20 protein-coding genes and 1 pseudogene are annotated in these 23,443 nt (G+C 67.1%); 8 read left to right on the forward strand and 13 right to left on the reverse strand.

Annotated features, from left to right (window positions below; translation table 11 throughout):
• Nucleotides 1–14: 14 nt before the first annotated feature.
• Nucleotides 15–728, reverse strand: a complete 714-nt coding sequence (locus ACSQ86_RS16380) for an ABC transporter ATP-binding protein (protein ID WP_436309163.1) — start codon at nucleotides 726–728, stop codon at nucleotides 15–17.
• Nucleotides 728–1,510 carry an ABC transporter ATP-binding protein gene (locus ACSQ86_RS16385; RefSeq protein ID WP_436309164.1) on the reverse strand — a complete coding sequence of 261 codons (783 nt, stop codon included), beginning with the start codon at nucleotides 1,508–1,510 and terminating at the stop codon, nucleotides 728–730. Before ACSQ86_RS16385 ends, ACSQ86_RS16380 begins: the two co-directional genes overlap by 1 nt.
• A 136-nt stretch (nucleotides 1,511–1,646) precedes the next feature.
• On the opposite strand from ACSQ86_RS16385, the gene ACSQ86_RS16390 reads away from it, so the two are divergent.
• The 4 genes from ACSQ86_RS16390 to ACSQ86_RS16405 are packed head-to-tail and all read left to right on the forward strand — an operon-like array spanning nucleotide 1,647 to nucleotide 6,918.
• Nucleotides 1,647–3,344 carry an FAD-binding protein gene (locus ACSQ86_RS16390; RefSeq protein ID WP_436309165.1) on the forward strand — a complete coding sequence of 566 codons (1,698 nt, stop codon included), beginning with the start codon at nucleotides 1,647–1,649 and terminating at the stop codon, nucleotides 3,342–3,344.
• Nucleotides 3,344–4,174 carry an SDR family NAD(P)-dependent oxidoreductase gene (locus ACSQ86_RS16395; RefSeq protein ID WP_436309166.1) on the forward strand — a complete coding sequence of 277 codons (831 nt, stop codon included), beginning with the start codon at nucleotides 3,344–3,346 and terminating at the stop codon, nucleotides 4,172–4,174. Before ACSQ86_RS16390 ends, ACSQ86_RS16395 begins: the two co-directional genes overlap by 1 nt.
• 19 nt (nucleotides 4,175–4,193) lie before the next feature.
• Complete coding sequence (locus tag ACSQ86_RS16400) at nucleotides 4,194–4,925, forward strand: SDR family NAD(P)-dependent oxidoreductase (protein ID WP_436309167.1); 732 nt, start codon at nucleotides 4,194–4,196, stop codon at nucleotides 4,923–4,925.
• Nucleotides 4,926–4,938: 13 nt separating this feature from the next.
• Nucleotides 4,939–6,918 (forward strand): FAD-dependent oxidoreductase, encoded by a 1,980-nt coding sequence (locus ACSQ86_RS16405; protein WP_436310273.1) that lies wholly within the window; start codon nucleotides 4,939–4,941, stop codon nucleotides 6,916–6,918.
• 450 nt (nucleotides 6,919–7,368) lie between these two features.
• Here ACSQ86_RS16405 and ltrA read toward each other — a convergent pair.
• Nucleotides 7,369–8,740 (reverse strand): annotated as a pseudogene (ltrA, locus tag ACSQ86_RS16410) (group II intron reverse transcriptase/maturase).
• Nucleotides 8,741–9,163: 423 nt separating this feature from the next.
• Complete coding sequence (locus ACSQ86_RS16415) at nucleotides 9,164–10,372, reverse strand: ABC transporter substrate-binding protein (protein ID WP_214683248.1); 1,209 nt, start codon at nucleotides 10,370–10,372, stop codon at nucleotides 9,164–9,166.
• A 196-nt stretch (nucleotides 10,373–10,568) separates the two neighbouring features.
• On the opposite strand from ACSQ86_RS16415, the gene ACSQ86_RS16420 reads away from it, so the two are divergent.
• From ACSQ86_RS16420 to ACSQ86_RS16430, 3 genes are read left to right on the forward strand one after another with little or no spacing between them, the layout of a single operon-like run.
• A complete protein-coding gene (locus ACSQ86_RS16420) occupies nucleotides 10,569–11,786 on the forward strand; it encodes a cytochrome P450 (protein ID WP_436309168.1) in 1,218 nt (405 codons plus the stop codon).
• A gap of 58 nt (nucleotides 11,787–11,844) precedes the next feature.
• A complete protein-coding gene (locus ACSQ86_RS16425; RefSeq protein ID WP_436309169.1) occupies nucleotides 11,845–13,059 on the forward strand; it encodes a CaiB/BaiF CoA transferase family protein in 1,215 nt (404 codons plus the stop codon).
• Between the two features lie 13 nt (nucleotides 13,060–13,072).
• A complete protein-coding gene (locus ACSQ86_RS16430) occupies nucleotides 13,073–14,056 on the forward strand; it encodes an NADPH:quinone reductase (RefSeq protein ID WP_436309170.1) in 984 nt (327 codons plus the stop codon).
• A 59-nt stretch (nucleotides 14,057–14,115) separates the two neighbouring features.
• Here ACSQ86_RS16430 and ACSQ86_RS16435 read toward each other — a convergent pair whose 3' ends face one another.
• Nucleotides 14,116–14,451, reverse strand: a complete 336-nt coding sequence (locus tag ACSQ86_RS16435; protein ID WP_436309171.1) for an aldolase/citrate lyase family protein — start codon at nucleotides 14,449–14,451, stop codon at nucleotides 14,116–14,118.
• Between the two features lie 354 nt (nucleotides 14,452–14,805).
• On the opposite strand from ACSQ86_RS16435, the gene ACSQ86_RS16440 reads away from it, so the two are divergent.
• Complete coding sequence (locus tag ACSQ86_RS16440) at nucleotides 14,806–15,405, forward strand: flavin reductase family protein (protein ID WP_436309172.1); 600 nt, start codon at nucleotides 14,806–14,808, stop codon at nucleotides 15,403–15,405.
• Nucleotides 15,406–15,450: 45 nt separating this feature from the next.
• On the opposite strand, the gene ACSQ86_RS16445 is transcribed toward ACSQ86_RS16440, so the two are convergent.
• Genes ACSQ86_RS16445 through ACSQ86_RS16480 form a run of 8 tightly spaced genes read right to left on the reverse strand, consistent with a single transcriptional unit; the run spans nucleotide 15,451 to nucleotide 23,435 of the window.
• Nucleotides 15,451–16,125, reverse strand: coding sequence for an amino acid ABC transporter permease (locus ACSQ86_RS16445; RefSeq protein ID WP_436309173.1), 675 nt, complete (start codon nucleotides 16,123–16,125; stop codon nucleotides 15,451–15,453).
• 6 nt (nucleotides 16,126–16,131) lie between these two features.
• Entirely contained in the window at nucleotides 16,132–16,812 is a 681-nt protein-coding gene (locus ACSQ86_RS16450; protein WP_436309174.1) for an amino acid ABC transporter permease, read from the reverse strand.
• 6 nt (nucleotides 16,813–16,818) lie between these two features.
• Nucleotides 16,819–17,562 carry an amino acid ABC transporter ATP-binding protein gene (locus tag ACSQ86_RS16455; RefSeq protein WP_436309175.1) on the reverse strand — a complete coding sequence of 248 codons (744 nt, stop codon included), beginning with the start codon at nucleotides 17,560–17,562 and terminating at the stop codon, nucleotides 16,819–16,821.
• 19 nt (nucleotides 17,563–17,581) lie between these two features.
• Complete coding sequence (locus ACSQ86_RS16460) at nucleotides 17,582–18,406, reverse strand: transporter substrate-binding domain-containing protein (protein WP_436310274.1); 825 nt, start codon at nucleotides 18,404–18,406, stop codon at nucleotides 17,582–17,584.
• A 38-nt stretch (nucleotides 18,407–18,444) separates the two neighbouring features.
• The gene (locus ACSQ86_RS16465) at nucleotides 18,445–19,422 is read right to left on the reverse strand and encodes an N-carbamoyl-D-amino-acid hydrolase (RefSeq protein WP_436309176.1); all 978 of its coding nucleotides are present in this window, start codon (nucleotides 19,420–19,422) and stop codon (nucleotides 18,445–18,447) included.
• Nucleotides 19,419–20,924, reverse strand: a complete 1,506-nt coding sequence (gene hydA / locus ACSQ86_RS16470) for a dihydropyrimidinase (protein WP_436309177.1) — start codon at nucleotides 20,922–20,924, stop codon at nucleotides 19,419–19,421. Before hydA ends, ACSQ86_RS16465 begins: the two co-directional genes overlap by 4 nt.
• A gap of 12 nt (nucleotides 20,925–20,936) precedes the next feature.
• On the reverse strand, nucleotides 20,937–21,875 hold the full coding sequence (locus tag ACSQ86_RS16475) for a dihydrodipicolinate synthase family protein (protein WP_436309178.1): 939 nt from the start codon (nucleotides 21,873–21,875) through the stop codon (nucleotides 20,937–20,939).
• A 30-nt stretch (nucleotides 21,876–21,905) separates the two neighbouring features.
• The gene (locus ACSQ86_RS16480; protein WP_436309179.1) at nucleotides 21,906–23,435 is read right to left on the reverse strand and encodes an amidohydrolase family protein; all 1,530 of its coding nucleotides are present in this window, start codon (nucleotides 23,433–23,435) and stop codon (nucleotides 21,906–21,908) included.
• Between the last annotated feature and the right edge of the window lie 8 nt (nucleotides 23,436–23,443).

Below are 23,443 nucleotides of genomic sequence, written 5' to 3' on the forward strand. Positions count from 1 at the left end.
TGCGTCCTTGCTAGTTAGAAACCGAGGTAGGAGCGGCGGATCTGCTCGTTGTCGCGCAGCTCCTTGGCAGTGCCGGACATCACGGTGCTTCCGGTTTCCAGCAGCCAGGCGTGGTCGGCCAGATCGAGCGCGCGCGCAACGTTCTGCTCCACCAGCAGGATGCTCACGCCCTCCTGCTTGTTGATGACGCGCATGATGTCGAAGATCTCTCGGATGATCAGCGGCGCCAGGCCGAACGAGGGCTCGTCCATCAGCAGCAGTTTGGGCCGCTGCATCAGCGCCCGGCTGATGGCCAACATCTGCTGCTCGCCGCCGGAAAGCGTGCCGGCTTGCTGCTGGCGGCGCTCGCGCAGGCGGGGGAAGTAGCCGAACATGCGTTCCATGCCCTCTTCCACCTCCTGCTTGCTGCGGCGCAGGTACGCGCCGACGCGCAGGTTCTCCTCCACCGTCATGTTGACCAGCGTGCCGCGGCCGTCGGGCACGTGGGCGATGCCGAGCGCGGCGATCTTCTCGGTGGTGTAGCCATCGATGCGCTGGCCGGCAAAGCGGATCTCGCCGGTGCGCCGCACCAGGCCGCTGAGCGCGCGCAGTGTGCTGGTCTTGCCCGCGCCGTTGGCGCCGAGGATGGTGGTAATGCCGCCTTCGGCCACCTCGAAGCTGATGTCCTTGAGTACGCGGGTGGGGCCGTAGAAGGCCTCGATGTTCTTCGCTTCCAGCAGGGTGGCCATCAGGCGGTCTCCGTTCCGAGATAGGCGCGCACCACCTCCGGGTCCGCCTGCACTTGCGCCGGCGGGCCGTCGGCGATCTTGCGGCCGAAGTTCATCGCCACCACCTGGTCGGAGACGCGCATCACCAGGTTGAGGTGATGCTCCACCAGCAGCACGGTGACCTGGAAGCGATCGCGCACGTCCGAGATCAGTTGGCGCAGTCCGTCGACTTCCTCGTGGTTCAAACCGGCGGCCGGCTCATCCAGCAGCAGCAGCTTCGGATCGGCCACCAGCGCACGCGCCATCTCGACACGCTTGCGAGTACCGAAGGACAGGTATTTGACCGGCGTCTCGGCCATGTCATCGAGGTGTAGCAGGGCCAGCAGGCGGTCGGTGCATTCGCGCACCTCGGCCTCCTCGCGCCGCACCGCAGACAGGCGGAACGCGTTGGCCAGGTAGCCGGTCCCCGTGCGGCAGTGGCGGCCGACCATCACGTTCTCGCGCACAGTCATCGCCGGGAACAGCGCCACGTTCTGGAAGGTCCGGCCGATGCCGGCGGCGGCGATCTCATGCTGCGGTTTCGCCAGCAGGTCGGCGCCGTCGAAGGTGATGGTGCCGGTCGCGGGCGTGTACAGACGGCTCAGGCAGTTGAAGAGCGTCGTCTTGCCGGCGCCGTTGGGACCGATCACGCCACAGATCTCGCCGCGGCGCACGTCGAACGAAATGCCGTCGAGCGCGACGATGCCGCCGAAGCGGACTGAAAGGTCGCTCACCCGCAGCAGGGCATTGGAGGTGGAAGACATGGGAGGAGTATTCGTGCCCGCAGCAAGTGCGTCTGTCCCCTGCCGGTGGTACTGCCCTGCGTGTACCTTGCCATGGGGACAGACGCCCGCGAAAGCCGCTGTCACATTCGGCGCACTCTCCCGAAAAGGCATTCCCATGATCGAAACTGACGTCGTGGTCATCGGCAGCGGCGCCGCCGGCCTCACGGCCGCCATCACCGCACGCGAGCTTGGCCTCGAAGCGCTGGTGGTGGAAAAGACCGAGCTGTTCGGCGGCACTACTGCCTATTCGGGCGGTGCGCCCTGGATCCCCTGCAACCACGTGATGAAGCAGATCGGCCTGGACGACAGCCGCGCCGCGGCCGAAACCTACCTGCGTGCCGTGCTGGGCGAGGCCTTCGACGAAGACCTGGTCAGCAGCTATCTGGACAACGCCGCTCCGATGCTGGAGTTCATGGAGCGCCATTCGGACGTGCGCTTCAAGCCCTTCCCCCTGCCCGATTACGAAAGCGATCTGCCCGGCGCCGCACGCTGCCGCTCCCTGCTGACGCCGGAGTTCGACGGCCGCCTGCTCGGCGATCGACTGGCGGACCTGAGGATGCCGCTGCCGCAGCTGATGCTGTTCGGCAGCATGCAAGTCGAAGGCGCCGACATCCATCCCATGCGCCATGCGTTGAAGACCTGGGCCGGCTTCAGGCACACCGCCAAGGTGATGCGCCGCTTCGTCATCGACAAGGTGCGCCACGGCCGCGGCACCCGGCTGGTGAACGGCAATGCGCTGGCGGCGCGGCTGTTCTACTCGGCGATCCGCGCGGGCGTCACGCTGTGGAAAAACACCCCCGCGCTGGAGTTGATCGTCGAAGAAGGCGCCGTGCGCGGCGTTGTGGTGCAGCGCGATTTCCACCGCATCGCCATCAAAGCGCGCCGAGGCGTCCTGCTGGCAACCGGCGGCTATGGCGCCAACGAGAAGATGCGCGCCACGTACATCCCGTTCGCCGAGCACCATCACTCTCTGCAGCCGGAAGGCAATGTCGGCGACGGCATCCATCTGGGCCTTTCAGCGGGTGCGGTGCACGACCCCGCGCATGCGGGCGACTGCATCTGGACGCCGGTGTCGCTGCTGCGCAAAGCGGACGGCAGCGTCGTCAAGTACCCGCACATCTTCATCGACCGCGCGATGCCAGGCTGTATCGCGGTGGACCCGCAAGGCCGTCGCTTCGTCAACGAGGGCACGTCCTACCAGACCTTCGTGCGCACCATGCACGAGCGCGGCTTGACCAAGGTGCACCTGATCGCCGACCGCGAATTCGTCCGCAGCTACGGCCTTGGCCTGGCGCGCCCGCAACCCTTCAACCCGCAGCCCTTCGTCGATGCCGGCTACCTGGTGGAGGCGGCGACGCTGGCGGAGCTGGCGCACAAGATCGCCGTCGACGCTGTCCAGCTCGAAGCGACGGTGCAGCGCTTCAACGAAGCGGCGCGGCGCGGCGAAGACCCGGAGTTCGGCAAGGGCGTGGACGCCCATTCCAGATTCCGCGGCGACCAGACGCATCAGCCGAACCCCGCCGTCGCCCCCGTGGGCATCGGTCCGTACTATGCGGTCGCGCTCTATCCGGGCGACCTGAGCACGGTGGGCGGACTCGACACCAACGGACGCGCCCAGGTGCTGAACGCGCAGGGGCAGCCCATCCCCGGCCTCTACGCCGCCGGCCTGGACATGAACTCGATGATGCGCGGCCGCTACCCCGGCGGCGGAAGCAGCATCGGCCCTGCCATGACCTTCGGCTACATCGCGGCGCGCCACATGGCCAAGGGTCGCACCCGGGCCGAACAGAAACAACTTGCGGAGGTGGCGTGATGGACTACGGATTGCAGGGCCGCGTCATCTTCATCACCGGCGGCGGCAGTGGCATCGGCCGCGCGATCGGCATCGAGGCCGCGCGCGGCGGCGCGAAGGTGGCGGTGGTCGATGCGGTGGTGGAACGGGCCGAACAGGTTGCCATCGAGCTGCGCGACCTCGGAGTCAAGGCGGTGGCCGAGACGCTGGACGTGCGCGATCCCGCAGCGTGCGAGGCGACCGTCGCCCGTGTCGAACAGACGCTCGGCCCGATCGACGGCATGGTGGCCTGCGCCGGCATCTCGCCGCCCTCGGCCGCCCATCTGATGCCGGACGAGATCTGGACCCGCTGCCTGGACGTCAACCTCACTGGCATGTTCCGCTCGGTGCAGCCGGTGGGCAGGCGCATGGTGGAACGCAAGCACGGCGCGATCGTGACCATCGCCTCGATCGACGGCCTGGGCGGCCATGCGGGACGCGCGCACTACAGCGCCTCCAAGCATGGCGTGATCGGCCTGACCCGCGCGCTGGCCATCGAATGGGGCCGCTTCGGCGTGCGCGTCAACGCGGTGGCTCCCGGCGTGGTCGACACGCCGCTGTTGAAGGCCAACATCCCCCCAGACCACCTGCAGCACGCGATGGTGGACCGCAACCCGCTAGGCCGCCTGTGCCGGCCGCAGGAGCAGGCGGGCCCCACCCTCTTCCTGCTATCGGACGCTGCCAGCTACGTCACCGGCTCGGTCATGACCGTCGACGGCGGCAGCTCCGCCGGCTTCTTCACGCGCTGGAATGGCGCCGACCTGGGATCGCGCGCGCTGATGGAAGCCGGCGCCTACGGCCAACCCGAATAACTCTCTCGAAGGAACCACCATGAAAAACCTGTTCGACCTGCGCGGCGAGCGCATCCTGATCACCGGCGCCGGCGGCGCCATCGGTGGCGCCACGGCACGCGTGTGCGCCGCACTGGGCGCCGAGCTGTTCATCGCCGACCTGAAGGCGCCCACCGAGCTGGCCAGCGAGCTGAAGGCCCGCGCCGCCGCGCTGGACAACACGAAGCGCGAGGACGTCAACGCGCTGGTCGAGGATATCGGCCAGATCGACGCGCTGATCGACACCAGTGGCTATTACGTCAAGGGCGACTGGCTGGACGGCGGCGACGAGTGGGAACAGCTCTTCGAGCGCACCATGGCCATCAACGTCAAAGGCCCGCTCAACCTGGTGCGCGCCGTGCTGCCCGCGATGATGAAGCGCGGCAGCGGCCGCATTGTGCTCACCAGTTCGATGGCCGCGCGCAATGCCGGCTCGACGCTCGCGGTGGAGCCCGCCTACGCAGCATCCAAGGGCGGCTTGTCGGCGCTGGTGCGCTACTTCGCGCGCCAGGCCGCGGCTTCCGGCGTGGTTGTCAACGGCGTCGCCCCGGGACCGATCCTCACGCCGCTGCTGGTCTCGGCCAACCAGCCCTTCACCGTGGACCAGTACCCGATGAAGCGCCTGGGCCAGCCGGACGAGATCGGCTGGCCGGCCGCCTTCCTGGCTTCGCGCGGCGCCAGCTTCACCACGGGCGCCGTCCTGGACGTCAACGGCGGCATGTGCTTCTCCTGACGCGGGCGTGAAGATGCAGCAGCTCGACGCCCTCTGGAACCCGATCGGCATTGGCCACGTGCAGGCCCGCAACCGGATCTACCTGCCGGCGCACCAGGTGAGCCTGCCGCCGGCGGAATACGGCGCCTACCTGGCCGAGCGCGCGCGCGGCGGCGTGGGGTTGATCGTCACGCACGGCTTCCACGTGCACCCGGCCAGCGCCCGCGCCGGCGTCTCGCCCTGGGAGCCGGCCTGGGCCGATGCGGTCCACAAGTTCGTGACGCCGAGCAAGCAGCAAGGCGTGCCGGTGTTCGTGCAGATCACGCACATGGGCGCGAGCGGCACCCGGCGCACCGACGACATCGGCTTGTGGGGCGCGGTCATGGCGCCTTCGCAGATCCCTTCACCGGTGCATCGGGCTAGCCCCAAGCCGATGGAGGAAGAGGACATCCGCGAGGTGATCGAAGGATTCACAGCCACCTGCGCCAATGTCAAGGCAGGTGGCGGCGATGGCGTGGAGATCCATGGTTCGCACGGCTACCTGCTGAGCAACTTCCTGTCGCCCTACTGGAATCGGCGCAACGACGCCTGGGGCGGCGACACCGAGCGGCGCACGCGGCTTGCGCTGGAGATCGGGAAGGCGGTGCGCCGGCGTTGCGGCAGTGATTTCGTGGTCGGCATCAAGCTGAGCCTCGACGAGTACCTGGGCGACGTCGGGACCACGCCTCATGAAACCATTCGCGTGCTCCAGTTGCTGGAGCAGGCGCGGCTGTTCGATTACGTGTGCCTGTCGCACACCGACTACCACCAGAACCACAAGCTGGTGCCGCCGCAGTCCAGTGGAGAGACGGCGCCGCTCGCCGCCAATGCAGCGCGTGTGCGCGAGGCGCTCGGCGGCCGCATCCCGCTGTTGATCCAGGGTTCGGTGCGCGATCTCGAGAAGGCGGCCGAAATCGTGCAGTGCGGACAGTCGGACATGGTCGGCCTCGTGCGTGCGCACATTGCCGATCCCGAGATGGTGAAGAAGGCACGGGAAGGCCGCCTCGATGAAACTCGCCGCTGCGTCGGTGCCAATCAGGGCTGCTGGCGCAGGCTCGGGCAGAACGTGAGCTGCACGGTGAATCCGGCGGCGGGGCGCGAGCTGCAGTTCGGCGTGGCGGTGGCGAGGCCCGCCGCCTCGGCGAAGAAGGTGCTGGTGATCGGCGGTGGTCCCGGCGGGCTCAAGTTCGCCGACACCGCGGCGCAGCGCGGGCACCAGGTCACGCTGTGGGAGCGCAGCAGCCAGCTCGGGGGCCAGATCCGCAAGGCCGGCCTGCTTCCGGACTACGCCTCGTGGAACTTCCTGGTCGACGACCTGGAGGCCTCGGTGCGCCGGCGACGTGTCGAAGTTGTCCTGAACAAGGAAGCCACGGCTGATTCGGTGGCAGCGTTGGCCGCCGACGAAGTGATCGTGGCAACGGGCGCCAGCTGGCAGACCAGCGGCTTCTCGATGTTCCGCACTGACCGCGATGCAATCCCGGGGGCGGAGTTGCCGCACGTGGTCGACGCGCTCAGCGCACTCGACAGCCTGTCGGTTTGCGGCCGGCGCGTCCTGATAGTCGACGACAACGGCGACTACCTGCCGCTGGGGCTGGCACGGCTCCTGGCAGCCGCGGACCGCGAGGTGACCGTCGTCACTGCCGATGGCATGCTCGGCCGCAAGCTCGAAGCCACGCTGGACTGGCCGTGGCTCATGCCGCGGGTGGTGCAAGCCGGCGTCGCGCTGCGCACCTCCACATCGGTCGAGCGCATCGAGGCCGGCAAGGCGATCCTGCGCAGCACGCTGGGTGGCCCGGCCGAGACGCTGGCCGCCGACACCGTCGTGTTGTCCATGCTGCGCACCAGCGATGACTCGCTCTATCACCAGCTGAAGGCGCGTGGCCTGCCGGTGCGCCGCATCGGCGACTGCGTGGCGCCGCGCGAAGTGGACGACGCGGTGCTGGAGGGCTTTCGCGAGGCGCAGGCGATTGCATGAAATTCCGTGCGGCCCGCCCGTTATATGGGCGGCGCATCAGTCCGCGCGCGCTGCCGCCAGCAGCTGGTCGCCGAACAGCGTAGACCACTCCTGCGGCGTGAGCTTGGCGCGCGCCTGCAAGTACTTGGCGCGGTCGCCGTCGAAGATGGCCGTGCGGGCTGCGGCGATGGCAGGCCGCTGTTCGATGCGTGCGATCCACTGCGCCAGCGCCGGAAAATCGTCCGGGTCTACGAGCCGCCGAACATGTCGTGCCGCACCAGGCGATACCGCAGGCCCAGCTCCTCCAGCGCGATGCCGATCTTCAGGTTGTTGCCCCTCGGAACGTAGTGGAGGTCGATCATGGGGAGCCTTCGGCGTGTGGAATCGGGATAGGGGCCGGACAACAAAGACCGGACCCCTCCCACACCACCCGGCATGCGGGTCCGCACCGGGCGGTTCGAGAAGTTGAGGTCAGCATAGGCGGGGAACTCCAAGACGGTCGAAGTGTGCGATGGTGAGGATCCGGTTCAGCCCGAGGGCGCTGTTGTGCCACCAGCGGCGAGCGTTCCCAGCGATCGGGGTTGCCACATCGCGGCTGACGCCCAAGGCGCGCAGTTCACGGTAAATGGTCGGGCCCCGACGCCAGAACTTCAGCTGGATGGCACGCAGGCGATGGCGCGTCCATGCGTCCAGTCGACGCCAGACCTTGGGCGTTTGCGCCAGCCGGAAGTACGCCTTCCAACCCGGCAGGAACGCCTGCAGGTCTTGCGCGATCTGGCTCATGCTGCGCCCCGTCTGACGCCGGGTCATCTGGCGGATGCGCTGCTTGTAGCGTTGCACCACCTCCCCGGCCACAGCCAGTTTCACCTGCTGTTGCGGCGCAGCCCACAGGCAGTAGCCCAGGAACTTGCGCCCCCATACTTCCGCCACCGCTGTCTTGGTCTCATTGACCTTCAGCCGCAGCTTGGCATAGCAGGCCCGCAGCCCCTCCAGCACCCGTTGCCCGGCACGTTCGCTCTTGACGTAGACGTTGCAGTCGTCCGCGTAGCGCACGAACTTGTGCCCCCTGCGTTCGAGTTCGCGGTCCACCTCGTCGAGCAGCACGTTGGCCAGCAGCGGCGACAGCGGCCCGCCTTGCGGCGTACCTTCCACTCGCATCTGCATGACCCCGTTCGCCATGATGCCGGCGTTCAGGTAGTGGCGGATCAACCGCAGCACCGCCTTGTCGGCGATTCGCCTCGCCAACCGATCCATCAGGATGTCGTGATTCACGCGGTCAAAGAATTTCTCCAAGTCCACGTCCACCACCACACGCCTGCCTTGCTCCACGTACTGCTTGGCCGCTTGAACCGCCTGATGCGCGCTGCGCCCCGGCCTGAAGCCATAGCTGTGCTCGCTGAAGGTCGGATCGATGAGCGGCTGCAGCACCTGCAACAGGGCCTGTTGGATCAGCCTGTCCACCACGGTGGGTATCCCCAGCTCCCGTGTCCCGCCGCCCGGCTTGGCGTATGCCCACTCGGCGCACCGGACTGGGCCGGTAGGTGCCGTCGAGCAAGTTGCGCCGGATGTCGGGCCATTGGGTCCTCAGGTCTTCCCCCGTTTGCTGCACCGTGCGTCCATCGACGCCGGCGCTCCCCTTGTTGGCTTTGACGCGTTTCCACGCCGCGGCCATGTTGTGCTGTGCCAGTGCCTGCCCCAGCAGGTCCTCTGGCCCCCAGTGCGCTTGGCCATGCCGCGACCCCCGTGCTTCATCACGCCCACGCTCGCACGCGGCTTCACCCCGCCCTCGCGTCGGTCGCTCCGCTTGCGCGGACTTCTGATGCCTTGCACTTGCGCTCGTCATGCCTCCTCACTGTCCTTCTCGTTCGGCCCTTCGCCGGATCACCCGACTACTACGGCCTCTGCTGACTTCTCGCTCCGGGCAAGCCCGTCGCCCTTTCAGGCACGAGGCGAGATCTCCCCAGGTAAGAACGCACTCCTTCATCACACAACCGCCAGATTTACGCCGCCTGAGCCTTGATCACGAGAGCTTCGCGGATTCATGCCCGCTCGCCCCGCTCGACAGCGCCTCCTATCTGGTTCTTGTTCATCGGCTCATGATTTACGCTCCACGCTTCCTTCCCACAATCGGTCACCCTCTTGCAGTTGCGCTTCGCTTCGTTCGTCGTGATCAACTTACGGCGGGACTTGCACCCGCAGGAGTGCGCCCATGCTGGGCGCACATGACAAAGAGGCCGCTGACGCGGCCTCTTGACTGGAGCGTGGATCAGCGATCGATCGTGATCAGTTCCGTCATCGGCTTCCACGACTTGCCGTCGAACTTGGCGAGGCGCGCCTGGCGGATCGGGTAGTAGTCGTCCTGGCGGAAGTTGATCTTCATGCCAGGCAGCAGCATGCCCAGCTCCACGTCCTTCAGGCCCTGGATCTGCTTCAGCAGGTTCTCGCGCGTCAGGTTGTCGCCGCAGCGCTCCAGTGCCAGCGCCGTCAGTTGCGCCCCCATGTAGGTGTAGACCGAGGTGGTGTCGCCCGGATCGTCGTTGGGCAGGTACTTCTTGAAGAAAGCCAGGTAGTCCTGCATTGCCTTGTCGTCGGACCAGGTCGGGTCCGAAGGCGTCTTGAACCAGTAGCTGGACACCAGGCCCACCGAGTTGTCCAGACCGGCCGGCGTCAGCACGCCAGTGATCGAGCTGGACACATAGGGCACGATGTAGAACGGCTTCCAGCCGATGGCGGCGACCTTCTTGATCGCCTGCGCCTGCGCCTTGTTGGAGGTGAACACCACCAGCGTGTCTGCGCCCGAGGCCTGCAGCTGCAGGATCTGCGAGTCCACGGTGGGGTCGCTCATCTCCTGGCTGACCTCCTTGACGATGTTGCTTTGCTTGGCGCCAAGCGCCTTGCGGAACCCGCGGATGTACGACTTGCCCACATCGTCGTTCTGGTACAGCACGCCGATCTTCGCGTCGGGCCTGGCCTCGACCATGTACTTGCCATATATCGATCCCTCGATGTCGTAGGCAAAGGAGAACGGCACCGTCCAGGGCGTGGCCTTGGAATCGTGCAGGCCGGGACTGGACGCGTAGAACAGCAGCTGCGGCACCCGCTTCGAGTTCAGGTACTTCTGCACGGAAGTCTGTGCCGCGGTGCCCATGGAGTTCACCATGGCCATCACCTGGTCGGACTCGACCAGCTTGCGCGTCACTTCCACCGTCTTCGGCGGGCTGTAGGCATCATCCACCGACAGCAGGTTGATCTTGCGCCCGTTGATGCCGCCCTTCGTCTCGTTGAGCATCTTGAAGTAGGCCACCGACATGCGGCCCACCATCGAATAGGCGGAACCGGGGCCGCTGTAGGCGACCGTCTGGCCCAGCTTGATCTCGGTGTCGCTGGCGCCGGGACCATAGTTCTTCTGGGCCTGCGCCGGCACGGCGACCGCAAGGGTCGTGCCGGCCAGCAGGGCAAGGAGGGAAGCGCGCATGTTGTCTCCTGGAGTCGTGGGATCGGGATTTGGTGGCGCAAGTAAATCAAGGAGCAGGAAAGACGTCTGTCCCCGTCGCGAGTGACAAGGATGTCGCATTCGCTGGAATGCCAACAAGGTCGTCCCCGGAAAAGGGGACAGACGCTCGAACGACCACACCCTAAATTCTCCGCATCCCCAAGCAAGGAACCTGTGCATGACTACCGCCGCCGAAGCCAACGCCCTTCGTGAAGCGCCCGTGCTGGACATCGATCCCTATTCGATCGAGGTGCTGCGCGATCCCTACCCGTTCCATGAGGCGCTGCGCGAGGCTGGGCCGGTGGCCTTCATCAAGCCACACGGCGTCTATGCCGTGGGCCGCCATGCCGAAGCCAAGACAGTGTTGTCCGACCACGCGCGTTTCACCAATGCCGGTGGCATTGGCATTCAGGACATCCGCAAACCGGGCGACTTCCGCATCCCCAGCCGGCTGCTGGAGGCCGATCCGCCGGACCACACCAAGATCCGCACGGTGGTGACGCGGCTGCTGTCGCCACTGGTGATCCGCAAGTGGAAGGAAGGCTTCGATCGCAAGGCCGAGGCGCTCGTGGAACAGTTGCTGGAGCAGCGCGAGTTCGACGGGGTGGAAGATTGCGCCGAGCGCTTCATCCTCGAAGCCTTCCCGGCGGCCGTCGGCGTGCGTCTGCCACGCACCGAGACGCTGGCCATCGGTGAGATGCGCTTCAACCAGAGCGGCCCCCGGAATGCGTTGTACGAGCGCGCGATCGAGGCCGCCCAGCCCTACCTGGCGTGGTTCGAGGAAAGCGTGTCGCGCCAGGGCGTGATGCCCGACTCGATTGCCGAACTGTTGTTCCGCGCAGAGGACGCCGGCGAACTCGACGAGGGCATCGCCTCCAACGTGGTGCGCAGCTTCGTGGGCGGTGGCACCGATTCGACCATCGCCGGCATCGGCTTCACGCTGCACCAGCTGGCGAAGAACCCGGCGCAGTGGCAGCGCGTGCGCAGCGAGCCGGCCAAGGTGAAGGCCGCCTTCGAGGAAGGCATCCGCCACGAGACCCCGTTCCAGGTGACCTACCGCACCACGCGCGGTGCAACCGAGCTGTCGGGCGTGCGGCTGGATGCCGACACCAAGATCGGCGTGTTCATGGGCGCCGCCAATCGCGACCCGCGACAGTTCGCCGAAGCGGACCGCTTCGACGTGGACCGTCCTGCCCTCGCCGGCAATCACGTGGCCTTGGGCAGCGGCATCCACGCCTGCATCGGCCAGATGCTGGCCCGCCAGGAGTCGGAGGCGCTGATCGGCGCCCTCGCCCGCCGCGTTGTCAGCATGGAGCTGACGGCGCCCGCCACCTACCGTGCGATCAACCAGATGCGCACCCTCGACAAGCTGCCGATGCGCATCGTTCCGGCATGAGACGCCGGGCCGCTCCCAAGTCGAATAGCACCGCAGCGCATAGCGCGGAGGTTACCGAATGAGCCCCACGGGGCCGCTGGCCGGCCTGAAAGTCCTCGAGATGGGCCAGCTGATCGCCGGCCCCTTCGCCGCCAAGACACTGGCCGATTTCGGCGCTGACGTGATCAAGATCGAGCCTCCGGGTACGGGCGACCCGCTGCGCAAGTGGCGGCTGCTCAAGGACGGCACCTCGGTCTGGTGGCAGGTTCAATCGCGCAACAAGCGCTCCGTCGCGCTGGACCTGAAGGACCGCGAGGCGCAGGCCATTGTGCGCAGGCTGGCTGCCGAATCGGACGTGCTGATCGAGAACTTCCGCCCCGGCGCCATGGAGGGCTGGGGCCTGGGGCCCGAGGCGCTGCTGGAAATCAACCCGCGCCTGGTGATGCTGCGCGTGAGCGGCTATGGCCAGACCGGCCCATACCGCGACCGACCCGGCTTCGGCGTCGTTGCGGAAGCCATGGGCGGCTTGCGCCACCTTACCGCAGAGCCGGGCCGGGTGCCGGTACGCGTCGGCATCTCGCTGGGCGACACGCTGGCTGCGCTGCATGGCGTGATCGGCATCCTGATGGCGCTGCAGGAGCGGCAGCATTCGGGCCGAGGCCAGGTGATCGACGTCGCACTTTACGAGGCGGTGTTCAACTGCATGGAAAGCCTGCTGCCCGAATACAGCGCGTTCGCCGCCGTGCGCGGCGCAGCGAGCAGCGCCCTGCCCGGCATCGCGCCTAGCAACGCCTACCTCTGCCGCGATGGTGGCTACGCGCTGATCGCCGGCAACGGCGACAGCATCTTCCGCCGGCTGATGGCCGTCATCGATCGGGCGGACCTGGCTGCCGATCCGCAACTGGCCGACAACGCCGGCCGCTTTGCGCGCGTGGCCGAACTCGACGCTGCGATCGGCGCCTGGACCGCGCAGCGCAGCGTGGCCGAGGTGCTGGCCACGCTCGACCAAGCCTCGGTTCCTGCCGGCAAGATCTACACCGTGGCCGATATCGCGGCCGATCCTCACTACCAGGCGCGCGGAATGCTGCAGCCCATCACCACCGACGACGGCGCATCACTGCTGGTTCCCGGCGTCGTGCCCAAGCTCTCGCGCACGCCGGGGGGGCACCAGCGCAACGCACCCGGCATCGGCCAGGATACCGACGCGGTGCTGGCGGAGATCGGCTTGACGCGCGAGCAGATCGCCGAGCTCAAGCGACGCGGTGTGGTGGCTTCGACCGGCAACGCAACTTGATTACAAGGAAGAAATGCACGCAGCCTTCTACACGCGGCAAGGTCCTGCCGCCGAAGTGATTCGTGTCGGAGACCAGCCAAAGCCCGCGCCAGGCCCCGGCGAGGTGCTCGTGCGGCTGCACACGTCCGGTGTCAATCCCTCGGACTGGAAGACGCGTCGTGGCGGCGGAAACCGCCAGTTGTTCGCACCGTTGATCATCCCGCACAGCGACGGTGCTGGCGTTGTCGAAGCCGTAGGTGAAGGCGTGCCGGCTGCGCGCATCGGGGAACGCGTGTGGACCTGGAATGCCCAATGGCAGCGAGCCTTCGGGACGGCGGCGGAGTACATCGCGCTGCCCTCCGCGCAAGCGGTGCCGCTACCGGCGCACCTGGGCTTCGCGGAGGGCGCATGCCTCGGCATTCCAGCCTTTACCGCCATGCAGGCCGTGCGGCTGGCGCAGTGTGCGGCCGGGATGCGCGCGCTGATCCCTGGCGGAGCTGGTTCCGTCGGCCACTATGCGATCCAGCTGGCCAAGCTCCGCGGCGCCGAGGTCATCACCACCGTCAGCTCCGCGCGGAAGGCGGAGCACGCGGCGAATGCCGGCGCCGACCACGTCATCAACTACCGCGAAGACGATGTCGGCGAGCGCGTGCAGGCGATCACCGGAGGCGCGGGCGTCGATGTCGTGCTCGAGGTCGATCTCACCAACAACGCAACGGCCTATCCGCGGATCCTGCGGCCGGGCGCCCGCGTCGTCGTCTACGGCACCTCGGGGTTGGAGGCGCTCCTGCCCAGCGTCGCCCTCATGCAGAAGAGCATAGGCCTGCAGTTCTTCATGATCTACGACATCCCGGCACACGACCGACAGGAATGCGTGATGGAGCTTGGGCGGCTGCTCGAGGAAAACCGACTGCGGCACACCATTGGGCAGGTTCTGCCGCTAGAGCGAACCGCGCAAGCCCATGAATTGCTGGAACAGGGCGACGTGATCGGCAACGTCGTCCTGGCCATCACCTGAGTCTTGCCGATCGCTTCTCGATTACCAAGGTGCACTCATTGACCGTCGACCTACCTCGCCTACGAAGCACAGTCGACGCGCCGGCAATGGGGGCCCTTCATCGTGTCGAAGCCGACGAAGAGCATGCTGGCACCCTCCGCGATCGCGACCCGTCCCCGGTCGGGCGTTACCGCGAAAGCGACGATAGGAAAGCCCCGGGCAAGGATCCGGCGACGTACGTGTTCCATCGCTTCTTGAACTTGCGGATGCGAAGGCTGTCCGACGAAGCCCATGTTTGCGGGGAGGTCCAGGGGTGCCGCGATTACGCCGTCGAGGCCCTCGACCGCGAGGATGTCGTCGATGTTCTCGATGGCCCGCGGGTGCTCGCCCTTCGGCGGGTATCTCGATGCGGCCACCGCTTGCTCACCCCTCAAGACTCCCCATGCATCGCCCCTCCTCCGACATGTTCAGGCCTACGGGATGTAGTGTTCGCCTGACCATGTCCGATGACACGGCGGACTTTTTCATCAAGGCCCCGGACAACAACGTCTTGGACGTTTGCTCTATCCAAGAAGGTCATGCTGGTGGAACCCGACATCAACTTTGCGCCGCCAGCATCAAGACCAAGCACTCCGAGGGACGTTACGATGAGGTGCCGATCCGAAGGGGCCCTGCGTGCATGCGCGGACGGTATTTCTTTTCTTCGAGGCCCTTCGCCGGCGCCTTCTGGCTTTAGAGTCCGGCGTCCTGAGGTCTCCCACGAGTGACGTATGGAAGTCGATTTCGGTACTCTTTCCGCCCACCAGCGCTACAAGCTGATGTCGAGTCTCATCGTGCCGCGGCCCATCGCGCTCGTGACGACGGTCAATGCTCAGGGCCTCGTGAACGCAGCGCCTTTCAGCCTGTTCAACATGATCGGCGAGGAGCCGCCGCTCATCCTCATCAGCGTCAGCAAAGGCCCGGATGGCTCTCTCAAGGACACGGCCGCGAATACCCTTGCCAACGGGGAGTTCGTCGTCCATATCGCCGATGAGGCGATGGCCAAGGGAATGCACGACTGCGGGGCGCCGATGCCATCGCACGTCAGCGAAGTGGAGGCCATCGGATTCGAGGTGATCGACTCGAATGCGGTCCGTCCACCCCGGATCGTTGCAGCGCCTGTCGCCTTTGAATGCTTCCTCCACGAAACCATGGAAACCGAGAGCAGGCACATCTTTATCGGACGCGTCGTCTGGCTGCATGCTCGGGAGGGGCTGATCGACATGAAAAATCACCACGTCCGCCTGGACCAATACCTTCCAGTCGGCCGCTTCGGCTCCACGCTATACGTGCGGACACGCGACCGCTTCGATCTCGAAGGTCAGCTGTGACTCCTTGCGGACCGAACGTTCCGCGTCCGCATGTCCAGGCGTGTCTCAACGCGCCCGGATATGCCGATGCTCCAGGCGGCTCAGCCAACGCACCAGCGGCCACAGGAGCGCCAGGTACATCAGCGCCGCCAGCACGATCGGGGAAGGGTTGTACACCAGCGACTGCGCATCGCGTGCCACGCGCAGCAGCTCGGGGATCGCGACCACGCTGGCGATGGTGGTGAGCTTCACCACTTCGATGCTGTTGCCCACCAGGTCCGGCAGCACGTTGCGCGTGGCCTGCGGAATGACAACGTGCCGCAGCGCCTGCATGCGCGTAAGCCCGGTGGAGCGCGCAGCCTCCGCCTGGCCGCCCGGCACGCTCTCGATGCCGGCGCGGAACACCTCGGCGTAGTAGCTGGAGTTGTTGAGCATGAAGCCGATCGCCACCGCCATCAGCTTGGGCAGGTCGATGCCCAGGAAGGGCACGCCGTAGTAGATGAAGATCAGCAGCACCAGCGGCGGAAAGGCGCGGAAGAAATCGACGTACGCCGCCAGCAGAAAGCGCACCCAGCGGCGGCGCGTCTGCGTTGCGGCCACGGCGATGACGAGACCCGAGGCCGCGCCGATAGGGATCACCAGCAGCGACAGCCACACCGTGGTCCACAGCCCGCGCAGCAGGAAGCCGAAGACATCGCGATATACCGCGAGGTTGAAGAAGTTCTGGAGGATGGCGTCCATGCTTGTTCAACGCTTCCAGCGCCAGCGCGTTTCGAGCCAGCGCGCGCCGAGCACCACCGGCAAAAAGATGATCAGGTAGGCGGCGGCGCCCAGCGTCAGCGGTGTCGGATTGCCTGCATTGCTGCTTGCGGATTGGGCGTTGTTCAGCACTTCATTCAGTGCCACCACGGAGCCGAGCGCCGTGTTCTTGGTGATGGAGATCACGCGGTTGGTGAGCGCGGGCACCGCGATGCGCAATGCCTGCGGCAGCAGCACGAAGCGGATGGTCCGCCACCACGACATGCCCGTGGAACGCGCCGCTTCCGACTGGCCGCGCGGCAGCGCCAGAAGACCACCCCAGATGCTTTCCTCCGCATAGGCCGCGAGCACCAGCGACAGCGCGATCCATGTGGCGGTGAACGACGACATGGACAGCTCGATGTACGGAAAGGCGAAGAACAGCACGATGATCACCACCAGCGGCGGCAGCGCGCGCAGGATGTCGGCGAAGGCCACGATGGGCAGCGTCAGCCACGGCCGGTGCAGCGTGCGCAGCACGGCGAGCAGCAGGCCCAGCACGAGGCCGGTCGCGACAACGCAGAGGCCGAGCACCACCGTCACACCCATGCCCTTGACGATGTCGGGCAGGTAGCGCGCCGCGACGTCAGCGTTGAAAAAGGTGAAGACCAGCCGGTCGAACCACTCCATGGCGGCTCAGCCCGGCGCGTGGTGCCGCGACAAGAAGGCGCGCGTGCGCTCGTGCGCCGGGCGCTCGAAGACCTGCGCGGCCGGACCTTCTTCCACCACCACGCCGGCGTCCATGAAGACCACGCGGTCGGCCGCGGCGCGCGCGAAGGCCATCTCGTGCGTGACCACCAGCATCGACATGCCGGCCTCGCGCAGATCGCGCATCACGGTCAGCACGCTGCCGACGAGCTCGGGGTCGAGCGCGCTGGTGGGTTCGTCGAAAAGCATCACGCCCGGTTCGAGCGCGATCGCGCGCGCGATGCCCACGCGTTGCTGCTGGCCGCCCGACAGCTCGGCGGGCAGCGAGGCCGCCTTGTCGGCGAGGCCCACGCGCTCCAGCGCCGAGCGCGCGCGGCGCCGCGCTTCGTCCTTCGAATGCCCCTGCACCCGCCGCAGCGCGAGCATCACGTTGCCCAGCGCATCCAGGTGCGGATAAAGATTGAACTGCTGGAACACCATGCCGATGCGCTGGCGCACGCGGTTCAGATCGACGTCCGCGCGGGTGATGTCCACGCCTTCTACGACGATCTGCCCCGCGCTCGGCTCTTCGAGCCGGTTGCAGCAGCGCAGCATGGTGCTCTTGCCCGAGCCTGAGGGGCCGATGACGCAGACCAGCTCGCCCTGGCGCACCCGCAGGTCGATGCCACGCAACACCGGCGTGTCGCCGTAGGCCTTGTGCAGACCGACGATTTCGAGGATCGGTGCGCTCACGGGCCGGTCTTCCTCCGCATCACGCGCACTTGAGCGTGACCGGGGTCGCGTCGTAGCCGTCGAGGCCCGGCACGCCGTGGCCCGGCGCGATCTTGACGGCGGTGGTGCCGGCGTCGGGCTTGGCGCCGAACCACTTTTCGGCGAGGCGCGCGACGGTACCGTCCTGCTTCATACATTTGAGCGCCATCGATGCGGCATCGCGCCCGGCCTTGTCGTCGGCACGGAAAGCCAGCGCCCAGACCAGGCCGGTCTTCACGGTGTAGCTGGTCTGCACGGCCGGGTTCTGCTTGGCGGCCCAGCCGGCCACGGTGTTGCCCGCGAGGTTGGCGAAAGCGCGGCCGGACTGCACGGCCTGCACCGCATCTGCGTTGGTGCCGTACACGTCGAAGCTGAAGCCGTACTTCTGCGCGTTGTCCTTGGCCCAGTTCTCGTAGGCCGAGCCCTTGTTGACGGCGATGGTCTTGCCCTTGAGCTCCTCCAGCGCGGCGATGGGCGCCGTGCCCTTCTTGATGACGAAGGTGTAGTCGGTATCCAGGTAACCTTCAGTGAAGAGCATGGCCTTGGCCCGTTCGGGCGTGACGGTAACGGGCGCGAGGATGAAGTCGTACTTCTTCGCGTTCAGTCCGGGCACGAGGCCGGAGAACTCGGTGCCTTCGATCTCGAGCTTGCGGCCTTCGCGCTTCGCCAGCTCCTCGCCGAGCTCGATGTTGAAGCCCTGCAGGCCGCCGCCGAGCTTGACCATCGCGTGCGGCGCGAAGGTCGCGTCCACGCCGGTCTTGAGCGGCGCGCCTGTTTGCGCCGTGGCGGAAAACACGGCGGCGCCGGCAAGCGCTGCCCCCAGCATGCGGATCGCGACAACGCGGTTCAGTTCGCTCATGGTGGCTACTCCTGGAGAGATGAAGTTGAAGTGGAAAGGGGTGGCCCGCCCAGCGGCTCGCCGGCGCCGGTGCGCTCGACGATCAGCCCGTAGTGCTCGGGCCGCCGGTGCTTGGCGAAATTGAAGACGTGCTCGCGGAAGTTGTCGCTCAGCGCGAGGTCGGCGTTGACGACGAGCACCTCGTCTTCCTCGCCCTGCGCTTGCGCGACGATCTCCCCGCTGGGCGCGACGATGGCGGAGCCGCCGATCATGTGGAAGCCGTCTTCGGCCCCGCACTTGGCCGAAGCCGCGACCCACATCGCGTTCTGGTAGGCCGCGGCCTGCAGCGACAGCAGGTGGCTGGACATGCGCAGGTGCGGCGGCTCGCTCCAGTGGATGTTCCAGCTCGGCGTGTTGTAGCCCAGCACGGCGAGCTCGGCGCTTTGCAGGCCCATCACGCGGAAGGTCTCGGGCCAGCGCCGGTCGTTGCAGATGCACATGCCGATCCGCGTGCCGAGCGTCTTCCAGACCTTGAAGCCCTCATTGCCAACCTCGAAGTACTTCTTCTCCAGGTGCTGGAACGGCGCCTCGGGCTTGTGGTCCGAATGGCCGGGCAGATGGATCTTGCGGTAGCGGCCGACGATGTTCGCCTGGTCGTCCACCAGTACGGCGGTGTTGAAGCGCCGGCCGTCCTCCGTGAGCTCAGCGTAGCCCAGATAGAAGCCGATGCGCAGCTCGCGCGCGAGGTCGAAGAGCGGCTGCGTCTCGGCGCTCGGCATGGAGGGCTCGAAGAAACGCTCGGTGACCTCCGCGTCGGGTAGCCAGTAGCGCGGAAAGAAGGTGGTGAGCGCAAGCTCGGGAAACACCACCATGCGCGCGCCGCGGCTGTGCGCCTCGCGCATCATGGCGACAAGGCGGGCGACGACGCAAGCGCGGCTGTCCGCGAGATGAACCGGCCCGAGCTGGGCGACGGCGAGGCCGAAGTGACGCGATGTCGAACTCATTCAGGGTCTTTCTGCATGCCTTTGAGGCGCTTGAAAAATGGGCTGGGGGTGCCATCGGCGGCTCGGCGCGCGTGCGCGGCCAGCGGCTCGGGCGTGCCGCGCGGAAGGTACTGGCCCGATCCGCGTTCGGCGTGCATCCGGCCGTCCTCGACGATCACGCGGCCACGGCTCACGACCACCTCCGGCCAGCCGCGCACGGTGCGGCCTTCATAGGGCGTGTAGCCCACGTTGTCGTGCAGCATCGCGGTGCTCACCTGCACCTCGCGCCCGGGGTTCCACAGCGCGATGTCGGCGTCGGCGCCGACCGCGATGGTTCCCTTGCGCGGCAGCAGACCGTAGAGGCGAGCGTGGTTGGTGGCGGTGAGCGCGACGAATTCCTCGATCGTGATGCGGCCGCCCATCACCCCCTCTGAGAACAGCAGCGGCATGCGCAGCTCGATGCCGGGCACGCCGTTGGCCATGTCCTTGAAGGTGGTCGCATCGCCATGCGGCAGCTTGCCGCTCTGGTCGTAACGGTAGGGCGCGTGGTCGGACGAATACACGGACAGCGTGCCGTCCTTGAAGCCGTCCCACACTGCCTGCTGCGAAGCCGCGTCGCGCGGCGGCGGCGAGCAGCAGAACTTGGCGCCCTCGAGCCCGGGCTTGTCGAGGTCGTCGGCCGTGAGAAAGAGGTACTGCGGGCAGCTCTCCGCATGCACGCTGGCGCCCAGCGCGCGTGCGTCGCGCAGCACCTGCACCGTTTCGGCGCCGGCCACGTGCACGATCAGCGCGGGCACGTCGATGAGCCGCGACAGCGCGATCGCGCGCTGCGTGGCCTCGGTCTCGGCCAGCGGGTCGTGCGCCACGCGGTGGTACCTGGGCGCGACACGGCCGGCATCGAGAAGGCGGCGCGCGATCCAGCGGATCATGTCGTGGTTCTCGGCATGGATCATCACCAGCGCGCCCTCCTCGCCCGCGAGCTCCAGCACGTCCAGCAGCTGGTAGTCGTCGAGCTTCAGGCGGTCGTAGGTCATGTAGACCTTGAGCGATGTGATGCCGTCGCGGATGGCCTGCGGCAGGTCCTGCTTCAGCGCCCGATCGTCGGGGTTCGCGAGGATCAGGTGAAAGCCGTAGTCGATGACGGCCTTCTCGCGCGCGAGTGCCGCGTAGTCGGCCAAGACCTTCGGAATCGCCATGCCGCGGTGCTGCGCCGCGAAGGGAATGATGGTGGTGGTGCCGCCGAACGCGGCCGACACGGTGGCCGAGTGGAAGTCGTCCGCGCACATCACGCCCATGCCCGAGAGCTGTTCGACGTGGCAGTGGCTGTCGATGCCGCCGGGAAGCACCCAGCGGCCGGTCGCGTCGATGTCGCGCAGTCCCGCCGGCAGACCGGGCGCGATGGCGGCGATGACGCCGCCGCGCACGCCGATGTCGGCGGTGAAGGTCTCGGTGGCGGTGGAGATGCGGCCGCCCCGCACGGTGAGGTCGAAGGGCGCGGCGGGATCAGCGACGGACGTGTTCATCGTCGTCACCTACTATGCGATCGCCTGCGCGCCGGTCGCTTGGAGCGACAGGCCGACGCGCGCCACGACGGCTTCGATCTCGGCCTCGGTCAGAGCATCGATGCGCATGCCGGGCGAACGAATGGCTGCCGAGCCGATCGCCCCGCGCCGCATGTAGATGTGTTTGCGCAGCGCCAGCCCGACCTTGGGCTGGAACTCGTAGCGGATGAGCGGGCAGTACCTGTCGAACACGGCCGCCGCGCCCACCACGTCGCCGGCCGCGTAGAGCGCGTGGATGCGCACGAGGATTTCGGGGAACGCAAAGCCGGTCATGGTGCCGATGGCGCCGCGCTGCAGCTCTTCGAGAAAGTACACGCCGCCGAGGCCGCCGAAGATGCGCATGGCGTCGCCGGCCAGTTCGCGGATGCGCGTGATCTTCGGCCCCACGGGCGGCTCTTCCATCTTGATGATGTTCACGCCGCCTTCTTTCGCGAGGCGTGCCACCAGCTCGGGCCTGATCTCGGTACCGAAGGAATCGGGGAAGTCGTGGATGGCGACGGCGATGCCGACCGACTGCGCGACCGTGCGGTAGTAGTCGAAGAGCACCGCGTCCGACGCGTTGTCCAGCGGCGCGACGAACACGGCCGCCCCGCCCAGCGCCTCGGCCTCGGCCGCCTGCTCCACCGCGCCCGCGATGCCGAGCGCGCGCACGCCGACCCACACCGGCAGGCGCCCTGCCGACGCCTTGATGAAGGCGCCGATCACGTCGCTGCGTTCCTGCCTCGAGAGCTTGTGCGCTTCACCGAGGAAGCCCAGCACGGCGAGACCCGCGACGCCGGCATCGACCTGGAATTCGACCAGCGTGGCAATACTTTCGAGATCGATCTCGCCGTTGGCGAGGAAGGGCGTCGGGCAGATGGAGTAGACGCCGGTGGCGCTCATGGCGCCGCTTGGAGAGAGTGTCTTTGTCATTCGAATGTCGACCGGATCAGGGAATGCGTTTCAGTGGGTGTGCTGGCACGCGCCGTAGCGATGCACGTGAAAGGGCTCCGCCGCCAGGCCGGGGCAGAAGCTGCCGACCACCGGCTCCAGTTCGCAGTAGAGCGCGTGGTTCGAGTGGTTCAGGCGCTCGAGCCGCTCGACGGCGTTCTCCGCGTCGCGCGCGAGCTTGTGCATGTCGACATGCAGCAGCTTGCGTTGCGCCACGACCATGCGCCCGCCCACCATCACCGAGTCGACCGCACCGCCGTCCTCGGCATGCACCAGCGAGTTGGTGATGTTGATGAGCGGGATCATGTTGATGTTGCGGCTGTCGAGGAACACCACATCCGCCTTGTAGCCGGGCGCGATGCGGCCCAGCGTGTCGCCGAAGCCCAGCGCCCGCGCGCTGCCCACCGTGGCGGCGTGCAACACCTCGCCGGTGGTGATCCAGTTCTGCCAGTCCGGTCCTTGCACCTTCGACACCATCGAAGCGAGGCGCATGGCTTCGAACATGTTCTGGTTGTCCGAGCAGTTGGAGCCGTCGGTGCCGATGCCCACGTTCACTCCGCTCGACAGCATCCTGCGCATGTTCGCAAGGCCGCTGCCCAGGCGCATGTTGCTGCCCGGGTTGTGCGCGACCGAGGCACCCCTGTCGCCGAGCAGTTTCATGTCGTCGTCGTCCAGCCATACGCCGTGGGCCACGGTGAAGCCGGGACCGACGAGGCCCAGCTTGTCCATGTGCGCCGTGAGCGTGGTGCCGTAGGTGCGCATGCCGGCGATGGCCTGGACCTTCGATTCGGACACGTGCGAATGCATCGGCAGACCGTGTTCGTAGGCGAGGTTGCGGCAGCCGATCAGGAACTCGTCGGTGCAGTGGTGCGGAATGGTCGGCGCGATGGCGAGCCGGACCTGGCCGGTGTCGCCCTGCCAGTGCTTCACCGTGTCGGCCATGGCTTTCAGGATCGAATCGGTGGGCGCCATGCGCATGCGCTCCACTTCCTTGCGCAGCTTGGGCGGAAGCGCATCGAGCAGCCCCGGAATCGCCTCGAAGAAGCTCAGGTCCGCCACCATCGGCGCGAGCACGGCGCGCATGCCCGCCTGCGTGTAGGCTGCGGCGGCGGCCTGCATGCCCTCCACGGTCGGGCTCGGAAACTCGAAGGTCAAGTCGTAGCAGGCGGTGCAGCCCTTCAGCAGCATCTCCGATGCGCCGATGAGCGTGGCGAGGTGCTTGTCCTCGGTGGAGCGGTTGCCGCTGATCCACGGGCCGGCGGTGAGCAGCAGCTCCAGCGTCCAGCGGTCGCCCATGCCGCGCGCGAGATTGCCGTGGCCGTGCGTGTGGGCGTTGATGAGCCCGGGGTGCAGCAGCATGCCGTCGGCGTCGATCTCCTGCGTGCCTTCGGGCACCTCCATGCCGGGCGCGCCGAGTTCGTGGATGGTGTCGACCTTGATGAGGATGTCGACCGTGCGGGGCATCGGCACGCCGGGCTCGACCAGCCGGCCGCCGCGGATCACGGTCCAGTCCGGCGTCGTACGGGCAGTTTCGTTGGGCATGGGGAGGG

The sequence above is a fragment of the Variovorax sp. LjRoot130 genome (assembly GCF_964253755.1).
In the GTDB taxonomy this organism is placed as follows: domain Bacteria; phylum Pseudomonadota; class Gammaproteobacteria; order Burkholderiales; family Burkholderiaceae_C; genus Variovorax.